General features: G+C 45.1%; 16 protein-coding genes and 1 tRNA gene. 13 read left to right on the top strand and 4 right to left on the bottom strand.

Annotated features, from left to right (window positions below; genetic code table 11):
- Positions 1–526: 526 nt before the first annotated feature.
- The 5 genes from B3W37_RS13685 to B3W37_RS13665 all read left to right on the top strand — a co-directional run bounded on the left by B3W37_RS13685 (position 527) and on the right by B3W37_RS13665 (position 3,499).
- Entirely contained in the window at positions 527–1,540 is a 1,014-nt protein-coding gene (locus tag B3W37_RS13685) for a S8 family peptidase (RefSeq protein WP_483170186.1), read from the top strand.
- Positions 1,541–1,662: 122 nt separating this feature from the next.
- Positions 1,663–2,487 carry a pyruvate, water dikinase regulatory protein gene (locus B3W37_RS13680; RefSeq protein WP_481037652.1) on the top strand — a complete coding sequence of 275 codons (825 nt, stop codon included), beginning with the start codon at positions 1,663–1,665 and terminating at the stop codon, positions 2,485–2,487.
- A 66-nt stretch (positions 2,488–2,553) separates the two neighbouring features.
- Entirely contained in the window at positions 2,554–2,823 is a 270-nt protein-coding gene (locus B3W37_RS13675; protein WP_483176143.1) for a GIY-YIG nuclease family protein, read from the top strand.
- Between the two features lie 75 nt (positions 2,824–2,898).
- Positions 2,899–3,150 carry a hypothetical protein gene (locus B3W37_RS13670; protein ID WP_483170188.1) on the top strand — a complete coding sequence of 84 codons (252 nt, stop codon included), beginning with the start codon at positions 2,899–2,901 and terminating at the stop codon, positions 3,148–3,150.
- Between the two features lie 272 nt (positions 3,151–3,422).
- Positions 3,423–3,499: transfer RNA gene (locus B3W37_RS13665), tRNA-Pro, on the top strand.
- A 193-nt stretch (positions 3,500–3,692) separates the two neighbouring features.
- On the opposite strand, the gene B3W37_RS13660 is transcribed toward B3W37_RS13665, so the two are convergent.
- A complete protein-coding gene (locus B3W37_RS13660) occupies positions 3,693–4,085 on the bottom strand; it encodes a transposase (protein WP_483170189.1) in 393 nt (130 codons plus the stop codon).
- Position 4,086: 1 nt separating this feature from the next.
- On the bottom strand, positions 4,087–4,173 hold the full coding sequence (locus tag B3W37_RS13655) for a hypothetical protein (protein ID WP_483170201.1): 87 nt from the start codon (positions 4,171–4,173) through the stop codon (positions 4,087–4,089).
- Positions 4,174–4,625: 452 nt separating this feature from the next.
- Between B3W37_RS13655 and B3W37_RS13650 the strand changes: the two genes are divergently transcribed.
- A complete protein-coding gene (locus B3W37_RS13650) occupies positions 4,626–5,516 on the top strand; it encodes a CHAP domain-containing protein (RefSeq protein ID WP_483170191.1) in 891 nt (296 codons plus the stop codon).
- A 118-nt stretch (positions 5,517–5,634) separates the two neighbouring features.
- Here the strand turns inward: B3W37_RS13650 and B3W37_RS13645 are convergent, their stop codons facing one another.
- Both B3W37_RS13645 and B3W37_RS13640 read right to left on the bottom strand, forming a co-directional pair.
- Complete coding sequence (locus tag B3W37_RS13645) at positions 5,635–6,690, bottom strand: DUF5050 domain-containing protein (protein ID WP_483176147.1); 1,056 nt, start codon at positions 6,688–6,690, stop codon at positions 5,635–5,637.
- Positions 6,691–6,776: 86 nt separating this feature from the next.
- On the bottom strand, positions 6,777–9,083 hold the full coding sequence (locus B3W37_RS13640) for a M14 family zinc carboxypeptidase (RefSeq protein ID WP_483170193.1): 2,307 nt from the start codon (positions 9,081–9,083) through the stop codon (positions 6,777–6,779).
- A 759-nt stretch (positions 9,084–9,842) separates the two neighbouring features.
- Between B3W37_RS13640 and B3W37_RS13635 the strand changes: the two genes are divergently transcribed.
- The 7 genes from B3W37_RS13635 to B3W37_RS13605 all read left to right on the top strand — a co-directional run bounded on the left by B3W37_RS13635 (position 9,843) and on the right by B3W37_RS13605 (position 17,814).
- Complete coding sequence (locus B3W37_RS13635; protein ID WP_483170194.1) at positions 9,843–10,307, top strand: DUF1492 domain-containing protein; 465 nt, start codon at positions 9,843–9,845, stop codon at positions 10,305–10,307.
- Positions 10,308–10,768: 461 nt separating this feature from the next.
- A complete protein-coding gene (locus B3W37_RS13630; protein ID WP_483176142.1) occupies positions 10,769–12,088 on the top strand; it encodes a hypothetical protein in 1,320 nt (439 codons plus the stop codon).
- A gap of 268 nt (positions 12,089–12,356) precedes the next feature.
- Entirely contained in the window at positions 12,357–13,109 is a 753-nt protein-coding gene (locus tag B3W37_RS13625; protein WP_483170196.1) for a hypothetical protein, read from the top strand.
- A gap of 703 nt (positions 13,110–13,812) precedes the next feature.
- The gene (gene trkA / locus B3W37_RS13620; RefSeq protein WP_483170197.1) at positions 13,813–15,171 is read left to right on the top strand and encodes a Trk system potassium transporter TrkA; all 1,359 of its coding nucleotides are present in this window, start codon (positions 13,813–13,815) and stop codon (positions 15,169–15,171) included.
- A complete protein-coding gene (locus tag B3W37_RS13615; RefSeq protein WP_483170198.1) occupies positions 15,168–16,619 on the top strand; it encodes a TrkH family potassium uptake protein in 1,452 nt (483 codons plus the stop codon). Before trkA ends, B3W37_RS13615 begins: the two co-directional genes overlap by 4 nt.
- A gap of 143 nt (positions 16,620–16,762) precedes the next feature.
- Entirely contained in the window at positions 16,763–17,140 is a 378-nt protein-coding gene (locus B3W37_RS13610; protein ID WP_483171326.1) for an ATP-binding protein, read from the top strand.
- Between the two features lie 179 nt (positions 17,141–17,319).
- Positions 17,320–17,814 (top strand): OsmC family protein, encoded by a 495-nt coding sequence (locus tag B3W37_RS13605; RefSeq protein ID WP_483171233.1) that lies wholly within the window; start codon positions 17,320–17,322, stop codon positions 17,812–17,814.
- Positions 17,815–18,246: the final 432 nt, after the last annotated feature.

Below are 18,246 nucleotides of genomic sequence, written 5' to 3'. Positions count from 1 at the left end.
TTAAGAACATATGTTCTTAAGGGGCCTTTACGTAAATCGTGAAATTGTTATTTAGTCCTATTAAACTTGTGGCCTAAAAACAGAAACAGTGGCATTATCATGCCACCCCGGATTTGGACTTGCATTGGGTGCAGGGCTAAAATTTATCCCACCATTTGAATCCTTGAAACAAGAAAACTCCAATTACTGCGGCCACGATACTCAGGCCAAGACATACGGCAACGATGACCACTGCAACAGCTGCGCCAGGACTCATAGAGATCACCCACCCAGATTCTATGTCTATTAATATAATATCATGATTTGTTAACGCTTCCTATCTAATAGTTATATATTTAACAAATGACCAATTAATGTATGATAAATCTGATTTGGAAACATCCTGCTCTTTCCTGCTTAGTATAGAGCATGGGAGGGATGCTCTATACAGATTGTTAAACCAATCAGCAAACGAATATTCGGCAGTTTAGAACTGCCGGTCCAGGGCTTAGCCCCGCCGGGGGTGGCCTTGCTCGCAACCCGGAAAATGTGGGCAAGTACCAGGGGGAAAGGGGCAGTAGTCGCGATTATCGATACCGGCGTAGATTATCGCCATCCGGATCTGGCTCCGAATATGATCGGCGGGATTTCAATGGTCAGCGGGGTCAAGGATTATATGGATGACAATGGCCATGGTACTCATGTAGCCGGAACCATCGGCGCCAATGGCAAGCTCCTGGGAGTGGCCCCGGAATGCAAGATGCTCGCCATCAAGGTGTTAAATGCAGATGGCAGCGGCGCCATAGGCGATATTAACCGCGGCCTGGCCTGGGCCCGCAACTGGCGCGGACCTGGCGGAGAACAGGTTGATGTCATCAATATGAGCTTAGGCGGCCCGTTGCCAAACCCGACCTTGCACGCCGAGATAATCAAAACCGTAGGCCAGGGCATAACAGTTATTTGCGCAGCAGGCAATGCCGGCGATGGAAATCCAAATACCGACGAGGTATCCTACCCGGCCTATTATCCTGAAACGGTTGCGGTAGGGGCTATTGACCTTTCTACAGGTATCGCCAATTTCAGCAACTCCAACAGCAGTATCAATGTTGTGGCTCCCGGGGTTGATACCTATTCCACCTATCCGGAAAACCGCTATATCAATCTATCCGGTACATCAATGGCGGCACCGCACATCTCCGGTGCGGCCGCCCTGATCTATTCGCGTTGGAAGCAGCGCTTCGGCAGTAATCCAGATGCTCAGACAGTAAGAAATATACTGGACTATCAGGCTATTGATCTTGGCGCAGCAGGGTTCGACCACCTCTATGGCTATGGCTTGTTCAGCTTCGACCCTGCCGGAGGAAAGGCCATCAGAATAAAGGTAGGCGAACGGCGCTACCTGGTTAACAATAAAGAGGTCTTTTTTGTTGAAGCCCCCTTTTCCCAGGGCAAGCTGGTCTGTGCGGACATAATGGAGATTTGCAACTTGCTTTGCACAGATAACCGCTGGGCGGAAGAAACAGACGGCAAAGGAACTGGCATATTGGAAATTTGGAGCTAGGAATTTCCAATTACTGTAAAGCCCAGAAATAGCAAACCAAGAAAAAGGAGTTATTAGAGGGATTATAGAATATAGATATAACAGAGGACTTAATAGAAATCGGCATCAAAGGGGGCGTTGTTATGGTTAAACTTCACATTTTTGCTGTGTCCGACTCGGTCGGGGAGACTGCTGAAAAAATCGCAGTAGCTTCTATGCTCCAATTTGAAGTTGATCGCAGTATTACCCGTTTCTCCAGGGTTACCAAAAAGGAACAGGTTGATGAGATCATCAATAAGGCTGTTGAAGAAGACGCAATAGTGATTTATACCATTGTGAAACCTGATTTGTCTTGCTATCTTGACGAACAGGCCGAGCAGAAAGGTGTAACTGTTGTAAACGTCATGGCGCCGTTGTTTGAAGTTGTGGAGACTAAGACCGGATTAAAGCCTGCTTACATAACAGGACTTACGCATAAGATGGACGACAGCTATTTTAATCGCATGAAGGCCATCGAATATACCATAGAGCATGACAATGGGCAGAATCTGGACACAGTGGCTGAAGCTGATTTGATCATACTGGGAATGCCGAGAACCTCAAAAACTCCTCTGGCAATGCACCTGGCCAATGTCGGCATAAAGGTGGCCAACTATCCGATTGTCATGGATACGGAGATTCCAAAAGAAATCATTGAACTAAAAGGCAAGAAGGCGATGGTAGGCTTAACTATAGACCTGGAGACCCTGTCTGAACTCCGCCGGGAGAGAATGCGCAGCTTTGATCAGCCCGTTGATATGGAAAGCATTGATGAACTGGTGGCCGAAGAACTTGATCATGCCTACCAGATTTATTCCAAACTCAAATGCATTGTCATTGACGTAACCCTGGCTGACATCGAACAGATTGCCAATACTATTACTCATAAATTCCAATTGCCCCTGAAAGTTACCCATCACCGCTTTTAAACCGGGGACAGAACTATAATCCAAATTCTTTAGGGACAGCGGAATGATTTGCGCTGTCCCTTCATCATGGGGAGCACTATGCCATTTGTCTACATATTAAGATGCAATGACAACAGCCTTTATACCGGTTATACCACTGATTTATCAAGGCGATTGGAGGAGCATAACCAGGGCACAGCCAGCAAATATACCCGCGGGCGCCGGCCAGTTCAATTTGTTCATGTGGAAGAATATCCTGACAAATCCAGCGCGCTTAAACGAGAGCGGGCCATTAAGGCTATGAAAAAATCTGCCAAAGAGGCTCTGTTAAACGGAAAAATAACTAACAAGCCCTGATATTCAGCAGATTACATAGAAACAAAACCTCCTGGAGAAGATAAATGAAGATAATCTTATCAAGGAGGTTTTTATATGCAGGTTAATAAGGGTATGGTGATGAACCGTGAAAGCTTCCTGCAAAACGGCCTGTGGTCAAAGGAAGAATATGAAGGCCTGATAGTCAGCGGTGACACTGCCCGGGGCGGGTATAACATCGCTGTTGAAATCGGGGACGATATGGTTCTGGTGGTGGATCAAGTCAAAGATAACGAGGTAAAAGAAAAGGTGCAGGCGTGGTCGTCAGAAATTGTAAATATTCAGCGGCAATATGGATTTGAACCATAGATTGATCATTACTTCCAACCCAAACAATAATTTGAAGGCAGGATTTTGCAAACAGGATACGGATCTTGAAAATCCCTCCCGATACGCCTATCTGGGGAGGGATTTGTGCGTTAACCGGGCCTGCTTTCAGAAGCGCAGAGCTGATAAGTCCAAGCCAAACCCAATATGGGGTAAAAAGCAGTTTTCCTTGAATATCTGTTCTTTATGAGGTACAATATTGTTTGCGTCAAGATTATCTAAATAATCCGCTGAGACAGAAAATATAATTTTTTCGGGATGTAGCGCAGCTTGGTAGCGCGTCTGGTTCGGGACCAGAAGGCCGCAGGTTCAAATCCTGTCATCCCGACCATAATTTGTCTGAAAACCCGCAATTACGCGGGTTTCAAGCATTTCTGATCGGTGTGTTTCTCCGTCGGAAATGTTTTTTTTGCATGTTTTTTGCCTAGAAAATAAAAAAAGAGAGCGTCTACCCGCCCATGGCCTCTATTAACTTCTGAACACCTACCATATTGATAGCTCGCCGCAGATTGTAGGCAAGAAAACTAAGCCCCAGTTCCCCGGTGGCCTTTTTTATCCCTTTGCATAGCAGATAGTGAGCGCCATGATACCACTTGACAGTGCCAAACGGGTGCTCTGACAAGCATAATCGCAGCTTCGTTCATGACGCATTGTTCGATCTCCTGTCGGTCATCATATCCCTTATCCCCGAGAACATGGAGAGTATCCGTCTCCAGCGCCGCTTTCGCCTTTTGCGCCATAGGCGCCAGGGAGTTGCAATCGTTACGGGAGTTGCTTACTTCATAATCGACAATCAAGTGGCTGGTTTGCTCAACCACAGCTTGTACATTGTAACAGCAGGCAAAGCCGTCTTTGGTTCTCATCATCCGGGCTTCAGGATCGGTAGTCAGCTTTTGGGTTTCACCGGTTGCTTGCAATTCATGCAGGTAAGCTTCGTAGGTTTCTCATTAATCTGCGGCTGGAGCGGATACGGTTAAAATAGCCGCAGATGTAGAGCTTAAGCAAGTCTCTGGGATGATAAGGGGCCTACCGGTATTGGCGGGCCTGGCATGGGGGATTCCCAGGGCGGCGATATCCAAACTATCCACAAAGGCATCGATGACTCTTACCGGGTTGTTCTGGTCCAGTAATTCTTCCCGGATTGCAGGGAAAAGTTGGGGTTGGCTGCGGTCTTCTCCTTGTATATAGCCCATCTCTGACCTCCCGATGTATTTACTTATATATCAATTATATCTGATTCCATCTTTGCGGCTGGCTTTTCGGACACTCTGACCATGTAATTACGAAACCAAATTAAGAGAAACTTGAATTAAATCAAGCTTCATCCGCTTATAGCGCAAAAGGATTACAGCAAAAACAATCCTCTTTTTATTTAAGCATAGTGTTTACATTTTAGCATTGATTGTCTCCTTATCAGGTAGTCTTGCAAGACAAATCAAAAATAAGGAGTGATAATCATGTCGACCATGAAATCCGCACAGACCGTCTATTACGGTCCCAGCACCAGCACCTATCCCTCGGTGGGCAGCGTTTCTCAAAACGAAACTGTAACCGCCATCTGGATAGAGGGGAATTGGGTGCACCTTGAGTACAGTGTTACCGGTACCACCAATAAGAAAAGAGGCTACGTTCCCACTAGCACGGTAAACATTACCGAGTCGGTGCCGACGATCACCAATCAGAACCTTACCAGGTATGTGAATACCAGCGGCACAACTTACACCGGGCCTGCGTCAACTGGATATGTGGCCGCCGGTTCCGTTTCAAGAGGGGAAACGGTCTTTTATACCGGTCAGATGTTTAACAGCTATGCGTTTATTGAGTATGCCATTACCGGCACCTCACAAAAGAAGAGAGCATATTTTTACGCCGGGTACCTATCTACAGCACCTGTCACCGATCTGATTCTGGGTGAGTATCCGCCCGGTATGAACATTAACGGATCTTGTTACTATAGCCAGAACTGGTATTACCAGTCAAATCCTACTCTGGCCGGTCAATGCACTTGGTTTTGTTGGGGAAGGGCTCTGGAAAAGTGCGGCAGGTCCATAACTTTCAGCGGAGATAATAATGCTAAAAACTGGTATGCAAATGCCAATGGCGGGTATTCAAGCAAACAATCCAGTACAGCAACTCCTATGAAAAATGCGGTGGCCAGTTTTTCGGGTGGCACTAATGGGCATGTCGTCTTCATTGAAGACGTTGTGGGATCTACTGTCTACTATACTGAGGCAAATTGGGATGGCGATAACACACCTTCGTATGATGATGGCCGTGTTAAGACGGTTTCCACGGCAAGCTTTTCTACATTACACGGAAAAACCCTGAATGGGTACCTTGTACTATAAACTACGATCAATAGCTTCCGGCGTACGCTGGAAGCTATTGATCTATGTGCCGGAGCAAATGACTTCTCCAGAAAAAGTCTCCTCTAAAACCCTTCGTGCTCTCTTAGTATTTCTTAACCTATTGGACATAAACTTCAGAGTTTATCCAGTGGCCATTCAAGAGCACCTCTTCAAATTTCTGATCAGCTTCACCAGCTATAGGGATACGGGTTATGAGATGCGCTCCGCTGAAGAATGAATACCCATCCAAAAACAGGTGCTTTTCAGTAACGTTGAACGTTATAAGTTTTAGATATTCTATCACCCCATTGAAGTCTTTTTCAGGAGGCCGGTAATTATAAATAGTCTGCCGTTCCTTCCCGGCTAAATTGACGGATCTAAAATAATATAGTCCCGGGGCTTGCTCCAATATATAAATCCGGTCTTTATAAACAATAAAATACCGGACGCTGGCATCATCATCAGGAGAATAAATTTTCATCTGGTTTTCGCCATTTGCATCGATACGCCAAATTTCCTTATTACTCAAGTAATAAATGTAATCCTGATAAGGCCGGCATTGATCCAGGTGTGATGTTTCTAAAAGAAGCTGCGATTCTCCCTTATCATTCATCCGCCATAACTGCTGAGAATAATTATTCCCGTCAGTCGCTTGCTTAAAATCTCCTGTAATATATAAAACCTCATCTTTATAAGCCTCCATCAAAAACAAAGGCTCTACTTGATTCAATGCCTGCGGCTTAGGAAAGCCCTCGCTTATATCCAATGTATAAATAAACTTGTCCTGTGGATTCCAGTAAAAAAGCCGATGATCATATAAGCTGAAGCTGCTGGCATTTTCAATAATCTTTTCTTCTTTTGCGCTTTGATTGGCTACATTAATCCGGTATAAGGTATAAGGGTAATCTTTTATGTAATATAAAAAATCGCCGGATATGCCGATCCCGCGATCAGGCAATAAAGAACCGGTAAGAATTTTTACAGGGACATCATCGCCTGCTTGACGATAAATTGCATAAGAATCGGTATGCATATCTGGAGATACAAAATACAGCACCCCTTCTCTTTCTAAAGCCATCTTATTGCCGGGCACATTGCCCTGCAGCTTTTCGGAATTTGTATTGAGACAGCCTGAAATCGAGATGAGCAGAGCAAATATTGCTATCAAGATCATTGATCGGTATTTTTTCATATCATGCTTCCTTAACAAATTATGTATTACCACAGCACCCTTTTGGAAAGGGTGCTGCAGCAAATAAGCTAGAATTGAGAAATGATCTGCATAATGGCTTGTTTATAAGCCGAATCATAACCTTTGAGAATCAAATCGCCCGGTCTGCCGACATCGCCTGGGAATTCAAACAAACAGGCATTCATGCCTAATGAATGGGCATAGCGGGCTACATAGCCTTTCGCTGAACTTAAATCTGCATAAGAATTGTTGGGGAAATAATTCTTAAAGATATTTCCTAAAGAAGAAGCACTGCCTCCTACCACGATAATTTGCTGAGTCCATCCATGCGCATCAATGAAAACATTCGTACCAGCAGTTGATTTATTGTTTGCGATAAAATCCCTTAAAGCCTCTGATTCCTTACACCAATATGCTTCCGGACGGGTATAGTTTCTGCTGCTCGTCATCACCTCAAAAGGTTCAAAACTCCGGTTTACATCGACACCGCCTTGCACCAAAACTCCCCTGGTACTGCCATAGCGGTACGTAGTGCAACGTCCCGGACCGTCATTGGTAGTCCCGTCAATCAAACCATCTGGGTTTGAACTTGGGATGACAAACACTGACCATCCATTTGTTGTTAGAGTAGAAAAATTGTCTGATAACATCTGTAAAACTGAGCCTGCTAGATTCACCAGCTCCATACCATCATAATACCAGTTATCCTCAAATCCACGAATGGCAAAGTTTAAAATTAAATGTTTATTGCCGGTTCCAATACGATAATAAACCAAATCTCGGCCGGCACCACTTTGACCATAGACCGCACTATAGACATTCGGGAAAGAATAGCTGGGGATAACAACGGCATAATATACCGAAAGCGCACTTGTTGGCACATAGCCCCGTTTTTTTATACCACTGCCTATATAGTCGATATAAGCGTAGCCATACACATTTTCCTTTAAGCGAACCACTGGTTCATTTTGCGAAATGGAACCGACGGATGCATATTGATTGCTTGGTCCTGCATATACAGCTAAATTACTGTTTGCCATATAAAATGACGAAGAAAGTTCGGGCAAGGCAGGCACATTGGACATATTTTTAAAGATATAGCCAGAAGCAGCAGTGTAGCCGCGCTTTCTAGCGGAAGATGTGTTGTATTCGATATAGCAGACAGAATCATTCTTTTCTAAGATAACGACAAATTCTCCTGCGCCGATTGCTCCATATTCAGGAGTAGTATTGAGTTCCGGCGTATAATGAACCACAATGCGGCTATTCGCTATGGCCAACCCGCCTAAATCGTAATGTCTAAGATTGTTGGTGTGGATATATCCTCTTTTGGGGCCGGCCGCGGTAGAATATTCAATTTGATAATAATTGTTTTCAGCACCTGAGAAAACAGTAACTGCTTCATTTGCCGCCACAGCACCTATCGTGGTGTATATATCTGGATTTGGGCCAGCATATACCGTAGTCGGTGCATTGGTCAGATCTGCCCAGCCGGTATAACTATTGGTCTTGTCTGGGATGGTAATGCCCGCAGCCAGGTTGATATTATCGGCTAAGACAAAGCCCTGCTTGGCTCCTGCCGCTGTTGAATAGACGGTAAAGTAATAGTTCCCTTCCTGATGCACTACCCCGACAATTTCTAAATAATCGACGGAACCGATGACGGCATAATTGGCTGGGCTAGGACCGCCGTAAACGACAGAATTGCTCATTACAGTTCCATATTTGAAATTATCATCATAGAGGGGTAAGGCTGGAACACTGGCACTTGTGTTGATTCGATTCAGCTTCCAGGCAAATACATAGGCTCGCTTGCGTTCAGTGGTTGTGTTGTACTCCACATAACACACATAACTATTGGAGCGTAAAACCACAACGAATTCTTCTTGATAGAGCAGGCCATAAGAGGCACCAAAAAGGAACGGGGCTGCATACATATTTGCATCCTCGGTCATTTTCGCTAATGCAGTCGTAGTATCTCTTGTGACCGTATTGTATCTGACATAGCCTCTTTTGGCTCCGGTACTGGTTTGATATTCGATGAACGCAAAGCCCGAATCATTGGCAATTAGAACAGTCACTTTTTCACTGGAGGAAACCGATCCCAATTGAGCATAATCAGATTCTCCCGGCCCTCCATAAACAAATTCAGGAGAGTCCATAGTTCCCAAAACGCCGCCTTGATAAGCCGAAGGGCAAGCAGAAGCGCTACCGCCTTCTATATATCCTCTTTTATCCTGCTGAGTGGAGACAGAATATTGAATAAAGCGCCAGCCGTATTCTTCCCATAATACGGTATAAGGATCGCTGGCATCTATTGAGCCAATAGCAGCATATGCTTTTTTGCCAGGGCCTCCATATACGATTGTAGCCATAAGAAAAATCTCCTTTCGTTTTTTGACATAAGAAAAGCCGCTTCTTTATATAAGAAACGGCTTAAAATCCGTAATATGATGGTCGATGGTGGTTTAAAGTATTACTTGTCTTGCATTATAACAATGAGGTTTTTCGCCTGAACGATTGACAACTGCATAATTGTTTTTTTCAAATGCCTTTCATATTTACCTCCTTATTTTTGATTTAGCATACATTTAAGTCGCTCTTACATATAGCTATACAGATTGGGACCAATAAAAAGCCGCTCCTCGTTGGGAAGCGGCTTTTGGCATAATCTGCATTTTAATTATATTGACCGATCAGGATGAAATACAAGGAAATCTTTTGTATTAAAAGTTAAAACGAAATGGAATAATCATTAATCATTTTCTAAAAAGTCATTAAACAAGGGAGGAAGGTGTGCTTACTATCTCAATGTCATGGTACAGTCCAAGATAGAGGATGTACCTATATCTTTCTTTATTCACTTCTCAAAAACAATGACCTCTCACAATGCTTATCTGCCAAAAATCCTTTATTTTTTAGGTCATCTAATACTCTGCTTGTTTATCTTTTATGTTATTCGATATCGCAGTATTGGAACAATTTAACCTAAGCCAATAAAGTCTACCCGCATTTATTTGGATAGAAAAGCACAATTAAAGAAATTTTTGCTATTTATAAAGAGGGCCAAACCATGCCACATAAGAAATCGTAATTTTAGCTTTAAAGGCCCTGTATATCGGGAGGTGAATAAAGTGGACATTGAACATAAAAAAGACTGTCTACGAAAATATAGAGTTATTAAATACTCATTGAAACAAAAATTAGATGAATTGGAGGACCTTAAAGATCTGGTTAATCGTATAACCTTCTTTATTTCTGATGAAGGATTTTCACCAAAAACCCAAGGCAATACCAAAGAGAATAATGTAGTCAAATTATTACAAGCTAAAGAAGCTTTAAATCAAGAAATTCAGGATTTAATCGAAGCCAAGCAAGAAATAGAAAATGCAATAGAATCCGTTGAGGATGAAAATTTAAAAGTCGTATTGCGGTTTATATATCTCAATGGAAAGCCAGTCGAAAAAATCGCCGGCAGTATGGATTATACGGTCAGAAACATTCAATACATGCATAGAAAAGCCTTAGAAATGGTCAGGATGGAAGATGATGAGCATGCTGGTGAAAATAAAAAAGAAATCCCAGGTTACAATTCCTAGCGAATTAGTTGAACGATGGTTGATGATTGGGAACACTTCTTTGGAATGTCCAAACATTAACTTTCTTTTTTGCCTTGAAATCCTTTACTTATGCGGTTTTGGGCGTTTTTTAAAAGCCTTTCCGCAAACACCTTTTACATCTTCATGGTGGTTTTGGGCTGCTATTTTAAGAAGCCAAACCAAAATTATTGTTAAAATTTGCCGAAAATGATATTATCAGCATGGGTTAGTTTTGCGCCCGTATGAATATAAAACTGTACACCCAGTTATTACGCTCGGTAGTAGAAATTAGAAACTTTCTAACATCCGAACTGCCGAATATAAAATAAAAATCTGAACGACGGTTGAGGTTGGGCCGCTTCACCATTGCCCGCGAAAATGTGAGTTGCGGCGCGTGCCGATTTCACTTTTTCAATGTGCCGCCTGGCGGCGGAATGGACACACTGACGCGACGTTCACTTATGGACAAAATATCCACAAATGATCCATCGCAATCCCCAAAATATGAAAAACGAGGGGTGAAAAGCTTGAAAAAGAAACCGTTCATAATTTTGCTGCTTGTCAGCATGATCATCTCCGCAGCCGCGCCCGTGTTCGCGGCTGATACCGTCACGGCAAAACCCACGGCCTCGACTGTGCTTGTGAACGGTAGAAACGTGGCTTTTGACGCATACAATATCAACAGCAATAACTATTTCAAGCTCCGCGATTTAGCCTATACGCTGTCCGGCACGGCCAAGCAGTTTGATCTCGGATGGGACGGAGCGAATAACGCGATTTCACTCACCAGCGGCCAACCGTATACAACGGCTGGCGGTGAGATGCAGGGCAAGGGCGCGGGAGATAAAAAAGCCGTGCCTACGGCCTCAAGGACATATCTTGACGGTAAAGAAATCAGCTTCACTGCTTACAATATCGAGGGCAGCAATTATTTCAAACTGCGGGATATTGGAGCGGTGTTTGATTTTGGGGTTGACTGGGACGGCGCGAGGAATACGATTGCAATTGACACGGGCAAAGGGTACACGCCGGAAACAACAGCCCTGTTGACGCAAACGCCAATGGATGGTACGGTCGATGTTTTATTCGATTCCAGGTATTATGCCTATGGGGATCAATTACTAAAGACGGAGTTATTCTCCTATCAGGATGAGGTCTATGTTCCGCTGCAAGGGATTTTTGAGGCGAGCTGGTGGACTTTTAGCTGGGATGAAGCCACGCAGGCAGCATCAATTACTCGTGATTCTGTAACAATATTAACACCTCAGTTGGAAGAGATAGCCGAACGTTGGGCCTATCCCATGCGAGGACGAGGCGACTACAGAGCGGATTATGTGCGCCTGATAGAGTACGATGCAGAAACAGGCACCCTTGTCTGTGCAGGGCGTGAGACGACATATTCTTTTCGGCTGACTGAGCAGGCACAGGGGCAGTTTCAGGAGCTGCTGGCCCAAGGTTTGGCTACCGGCGATATTTACCGCCTGGTACCCTATTTCCCCTGGCCTTACCCCGTGGGTGCTGGTCACCCGTCTCCGGAAGCCTGGGACCCCATATTTGTGGAGCTATCCTATCCATATTCTGTGGAGCGTCAGGCCATCGTTCGTCCCATAACCGTCAATGTGGAAGTTCGTCCTATAGATAAGGGGGGAATCCCGGTTCTGCTATCCATATCCGTGGAGGCTTTGGAATACAATGGTCTTCTCTATGTCCCTGTTACTGCGCTGGAGCAGGCCAATATACAGCACTGGTGGGGTAGCTGGGGCAGCATCGTTACAGAATAAGGGTAAGTAACCACGAACGAGGCTGGACGGGACGACTCCAAGATGAGTTAGGAATCGCTGTAGTCATTCTCCGTACAGCAACGGAAAACTGTGTATTCCTCTTCGGGTTTTACCTTCATGCGCCGCGTCACAAGGCGGGAAAAGTCAAAGGCGTTGCGCTTGTCGGCCTCGGCTGTGTACCACCCTAAAAACTACCCTGGTGCAATGCGCCAAAAACGCAGTCAAGCGAAAAGACAGCTTTTTTCGAGCTCAAAAGGAAAGGATTACTATGATTGACAAGAAGCCTAAAATGCAGTTTCCTGCCCTACTTGTTGTGATTCTTCTAGTCGGCACCGTGGTAGGCTGTACCATGGGGGCAAACAATAACAATAAAAAATCCGACATAACTCAGTTGACAGTGGAAGAACCCAACTATTTCAATGGCAATGATTCTTCTAACGGAGAATATATGAATATCCGCAACCAAACACTGTTGACAGCGGAAGAACTCAACTACTTCAATGGCAATGAATTTTTTAACGGAGAATATATTAATATCCGTAACCAATTTTTGAGCTCGCTCTACGATACGCCTGAAAAGATAGACCTTTATGCATTGTTCTACTGTGGCAGCGGCCAGCGGGTATATCCTACGGAAGCGGAAATAGCAGCCGTCATTGCTCAGAACGGCTGGAGTAGAGCGCCCGAATGCGGCTGCGATAAAATCCGCCGCATTGATATGGATGCTGTATTGAAAAAGTATACGAGCCTGACCCTTGCCGATACCGATAAGACAGGACTCAATAAGTTTACTTACCTGAAGAAATACGATGCCTATTACCATTTCCATGGTGACACCAATTATCGGATGGAAACAAACTTTTCCAGTGGCGAACGGGAAGGGGACATCATCCGGCTGTTCTATAACGACACATTCATGGCCGACGGGAACAAGGTGCTGACACTGCGCAAGACGAACGACGGATATCTCTTCATTTCCAACAAAAAGGCAGTATCCCCTACTCCTAGTGATAGCAAGTAAAAAAAGAGAGGTTTCTATGAGAAGGGTTTTCTTAATTACGGTAGTTGTAATACTGTTTTTTTGTTCTGGGTGCACAATCAATTCGGGACCAACCCATCTTTGATCCAGCCCCAGCCCAAGTAAGTGGGGCAAATAACTCCTTGAATAACATGCAGGCATTGCGTGAAGAGTACTTTGAATTTGCAATCAAGAATCGTTTGGATTATGTACCCATATTTGAGGATGGGAAAGCTCCTTCGAGTAGTACCGAATATTTGCTATTCGCGTTGCCGTAAGACTTGCTGAAGACCTCCAATATAGAGTGCATCTATTTTGAGCACACATTACATTTGAGGTTTAAAGGAGCAGTCACACTGCTCCTTTTTTGATGCCTATTTGCTGTAGTAAAAAGAACACTCATTTGCCAGGATATGCCGGGTTAAAATATGGTTATAGTTGAAAAAACGGCAATTTCGAGGTTTTCATGAAGATGTTTGAAAAAAGTTGCCACTCAGTCTGGAGGTAAACCCACCTCAGGTAAGGAATAATGATGATAATTGACAATGAGCTAGACCAGGATTACAGGATAATATAAAGAATTGGCGGTTCAATTATCTTAGAGATAGATAATATATGTAAGAAAAGGCAAACTTTAAGAGACGGTTGATGTTTGATTAACTTAGCAGCATAATATATACGGTATTTTGAAGTCGGGTGGTAGATTATGAAAGTACTTATTATTGGTGCCGGCAAAATAGGTTTTACTATTGCGCAGTTGTTGTCCAATGAGAATCATGACGTGGCGGTTATTGAACAATCCCCGGAGCGCCAGCAGATTCTGGACCAAAGCCTGGATATCCAGGTAGTTCCCGGAAGTGGTTCGTCTACATCGGTACTGGAAACAGCCGGGATTCATGATGCGGACATGTTGGTGGCGGTTACCGAGTATGACGAACTGAATATGGTGGCCTGTCTGCTGGCCAAGAAATACGGGGTGAAAACAACTGTTGCCCGGGTGCGCAACCCGGAATATCTGGAGGTTAAAGCCTTCTCTTTAAACGAAGTAATGGGCATCGATCTGATAATCAATCCCGAACGTGTCACTGCCCTGGAGATCAGTCAGATCGCCCGCAACCCGGAGGCCACGAATGTCGATTACTATGCCGACGGCAAAGTTAAACTGATGGAACTGGAGATAAAAGAAGACTCGGTGTTGCGGGAAAAGAAGATCAAAGATCTTGACAACTCGGTTCCTTATAATATTGTAGCAATAGCTCGCCAGCATAAAATGATAGTCCCCCGGGGTGATGACGTACTGTGGGTTGGAGACCACATTCATCTCATGGCCCGGACCAGCGAAATGGTCAAGGCGGAAAGAGCCTTGGGATTTGCTACTCCAAGAGTCGAGCATGTGACTATTCTGGGCGGCGGACGAACCGGTTACTTTTTGGCGCAGATGTTGGAGAAAAGCAAACCGGCTATGAGCATTAAAATCATCGAAAAGGATATCAACCGGGCCCGGCAGATATCTCATAAGCTCAATTCCACGCTAGTCATCCACGGGGACGGCAGCGATTATCAGCTTCTGGAGGAGGAGAACATAGCTTCCTCAGACCTGTTTGTAGCCGTAACTGATGATGATAAGATAAACCTGCTCTGCTCTCTGATCGCCCGTAACCTGGGAGTCGGCAAAACCGTCTGCCAGATCAAGCGGACTGATGTCTTGCCTCTGGCAGAACAATTGGAAATAGATACAATTTTAAACCCGCGTCTGCTTACCGCCGGGGCGATTATCAAATACGTCAGGGAGGGGGAAATTCTCTCGGTTACCCTCATGGGGGACGAACGCGCTGAAATGCTGGAGCTCCTGGCCCAGCCCGGATCGCTGGTGCTTAACAAGGAACTGTGTAAGCTGAATTTTCCCAGTGGTTCTTTAATCGGAGCCCTGGTCCGCGATGATCAAGTCATCATTCCCGATGGCAAATCGATTATAAAACCCTATGACAGGTTAATGGTATTTTCGCTGCCGCAAAGCATCCATAAGATTGAACGGCTTTTCAAAAATGGAGGTAGCAGGTATTGATACGATGGGGAGCAGTTCTGGGTAATCTGGGACGCATCTTGATAATAATCGGCGTGTCCATGTTCAGCTGCCTGTTGTGGTCGATCGCTTATCGAGAAGGTGTAACCGTCGCTATTGTAGAGGCGGCATCTATAACGGTAATCACTGGTATAGTCCTCAGCCGCGGTTTCAAGTCCTATGATCATATCAGTTACAAAGAGGGCTATCTTCTGGTCAGCCTGGGATGGGTGGTGGCTTCCGTTTTTGGTTCACTGCCCTTCATGATGTCTGGATATCTGCCTTCTTTTGCCGACGCCTTTTTTGAGACTGTCTCAGGTTTTACTACTACCGGCGCCAGTGTTGTAGCCGACGTGGAATCCTGGCCCAAGAGCCTAATGTTTTGGCGCTGCCTGACTCAGTGGCTGGGAGGGATGGGTATCATAGCTCTTTTCATCGCCATCATCGCCGGGATTGGAAACCGGGCCAACCAGCTATTCAAGGCCGAAGTCCCCGGACCCATCTCTGATAAGATCAGCCCCCGCATTCGCGAAAACGCCCGCAAGCTTTGGTTGTCATATGTTTTGATAAGTGTGGCCTGCGCCGCAGTTCTCTTGGCCCTGGGCATGAATCTCTTCGATTCCCTCTGTCACACTTTTGCCACCATGGCAACAGGCGGGTTCTCCACCAAAAATAACAGTATCGCTTATTATGCCAACCCCCTGATTCACTGGGCTATAACATTTTTTATGTTTATCGCCGGCACCAACTTCACCCTCCACTTCTTAGCCTTCAAACAGCGCAAACCCTTACTTTACATGCGGGATCCGGAATTCAGGCTCTATCTGTGCATTACCGTTATAGCTACCTTGCTGGTGGTATTCAGCTTGGGTGTGGCGGGTACATTGACTGGCTGGGAAGAACGTAGCAGAGCCGCTGCTTTTCAGGTCGTATCCATTTTGACCACTACTGGATTTGCCACCGCGGACTATAATATTTGGCCCTCCCTGGCGGGAGGGGTACTGTTCCTGATGATGTTCGTAGGGGGCTGCGCCGGATCTACGGGAGGGAATATCAAACCGGGACGGTATCTGATCATCGGATATCGCATCCTTATCGAACTGAAGAAAATGGTTCATCCCAAGGCGGTCCTGCCATTGCGTTTTGCGGGGAAACATATCAGCGACGATCTGCTCAGCAATGTATTGCAGTTCTTCTTTCTGTATATCATGTTTCTGGCTCTGGGCACGATATCTATGAACGCGGTAGGTATGGATATCTTCAGCGCTCTTACCGCCGCAGCTGCCTGTATCGGCAATATCGGGCCGGGATTCGGCCTGGTTGGTCCCACCCAGAATTTCGGTTTTGTTTCTGACCTGGGGAAGTATGTCTTGAGTATATTAATGCTTGTCGGCCGTTTGGAGATATACCCGATTCTGGTGCTGCTTTTGCCTGAATACTGGAAAGATTAGTTTGAATTGTAAGAAAACGAATAAATGTTGTTTTGCTTCGCCTTGCCATTTTTATGGTCGGGCTTTTTATTTTTCTTGCAATCGAGTTTAATAAATGATTTTTCCCGATAATGTTTTGAAGACGCTTAAACCTGGTGGGAGAAATGGCGGCTTCAGCTTGCCCTCTCCGGGTGATTCTGGATGAGAAAGAAATCCGGCAGCTTATTCTTAACATGGCTCGCAACGGGCTGGGGGCCATGCAGCCGGGAGGAACTTTAACCATCGGCGCCCGGGTAATCAAAAACAGCCCGGTTTTGTTCATCAAAGACGAGGGGACCGGGCTGGATGACAATCTGCTGAGCCAGATCGGCACTCCTTTCTTCACAACTAAGGAAAATGGCGCCGGTTTAGGGCTGGCAGTCTGTTACCGTATCGTTGCCCGCCACAAAGCTAAAATCGAGGTGGATACAAGCCCGCAAGGCACTACCTTCTGGATACGCTTTCCCAATTCGCGAGAGCATTACGCTTTTCCAGTAAGGTAAATGACACTGTGTCTTGGCCGGCTGCGAAGTTATTAAAGCCTTTTACATGTCGGTACTTCATGTATTAATATTTTCTAAAGGAGCCTTTTTTGTCCGGGTACATAGAATAGGTTAATATGAATTTTACAGCCTTATTGGCGCCATCATAATATACAACCTTTGGGAAAACCTATTCATACATGAAAGGAGTGAGGACAATCGACGCAAACCTGAAAACCGTTCAATTGACTGTCGACTGGGAACATATTGGGGTTAAATCCATTGCCCGGGCCGGGGAGCAAACTGTGGTGGAAATGGGAAAAGGCGCCAATAGCCAGAGCGAAGATAAAGGGGCCTCGCCGATGGAAACCTTCTTGTCGTCTTTAGGTGGATGCATCATTGTTTTCCTGGCCGGGTTGGCCGAGAAGCGGCGCTTAACTATTAATAACATCAGGATTTATATCGAAGGGGATTATGACCCCCGTGGCATGAGCAGCTCCAGCTCTGGAATCAGGCCTGGTTTTCAGCAGATTCGGTACCAGGTGGTGGTAGATTCCCCTGATAATCCTGAAGTAATTCGTAAGGTGATAGCATATGCGGTTAAGGCGTGTCCGATAAAGGATACTATCATGCAGGGGACTGCTGTCATCGAAACCCAATTGAGCCAAGAGCCGCAAATGGCCACAATTTCATAAGCCAGAAAGTGCGCTCAGCTAGCACCTCGCGATTTGCTGGGGCTTACGCGCTATTACCTTCCTGGTGCTCGATTGATAACCTTTATGGCTCATGATTGATCACATTTTTATGCCTGCGTTTTGTGCCATATTACTACTGCTGCCATTCCCAGCCTCTGAATAGTTATCCTTTATAAGGCTACAATATGTCTATAGTGTTAAAGGGTAATGTCAATATGACCGGTATCTATTTATATGGAAGCCTGATTTTGATATGTTTTGCCGTGCTGGGTGTTACCTATTGGATATCCAGGAACCGGCTGACTTCGATAATGTATTTCACCTCAATCGGCTTAGCGCTTTTTTTTGATTATATCGTTTATGTATGGGAAAAGCCTATATATACACCCTGCATATATTAGATAATGAGTATGACAGCTACATCGGGGCGCT

The sequence above is a fragment of the Syntrophomonas sp. UBA5494 genome (genome assembly GCF_002426325.1).
This window is presented reverse-complemented; position numbering and strand designations above follow the sequence as displayed.

Bases quoted from the DNA above. Each gene is read 5' to 3' on its own strand.
- B3W37_RS13645 (WP_483176147.1), bottom strand. From the start codon at position 6,690: ATGATCTTGATAGCAATATTTGCTCTGCTCATCTCGATTTCAGGCTGT.
- B3W37_RS13630 (WP_483176142.1), top strand. From the start codon at position 10,769: ATGGACAAAATATCCACAAATGATCCATCGCAATCCCCAAAATATGAA.
- trkA (WP_483170197.1), top strand. From the start codon at position 13,813: ATGAAAGTACTTATTATTGGTGCCGGCAAAATAGGTTTTACTATTGCG.
- B3W37_RS13605 (WP_483171233.1), top strand. From the start codon at position 17,320: ATGAAAGGAGTGAGGACAATCGACGCAAACCTGAAAACCGTTCAATTG.
- B3W37_RS13625 (WP_483170196.1), top strand. From the start codon at position 12,357: ATGATTGACAAGAAGCCTAAAATGCAGTTTCCTGCCCTACTTGTTGTG.
- B3W37_RS13680 (WP_481037652.1), top strand. From the start codon at position 1,663: ATGGTTAAACTTCACATTTTTGCTGTGTCCGACTCGGTCGGGGAGACT.
- B3W37_RS13650 (WP_483170191.1), top strand. From the start codon at position 4,626: ATGTCGACCATGAAATCCGCACAGACCGTCTATTACGGTCCCAGCACC.
- B3W37_RS13610 (WP_483171326.1), top strand. From the start codon at position 16,763: ATGGCGGCTTCAGCTTGCCCTCTCCGGGTGATTCTGGATGAGAAAGAA.
- B3W37_RS13670 (WP_483170188.1), top strand. From the start codon at position 2,899: ATGCAGGTTAATAAGGGTATGGTGATGAACCGTGAAAGCTTCCTGCAA.
- B3W37_RS13640 (WP_483170193.1), bottom strand. From the start codon at position 9,083: ATGGCTACAATCGTATATGGAGGCCCTGGCAAAAAAGCATATGCTGCT.
- B3W37_RS13685 (WP_483170186.1), top strand. From the start codon at position 527: ATGTGGGCAAGTACCAGGGGGAAAGGGGCAGTAGTCGCGATTATCGAT.
- B3W37_RS13675 (WP_483176143.1), top strand. From the start codon at position 2,554: ATGGGGAGCACTATGCCATTTGTCTACATATTAAGATGCAATGACAAC.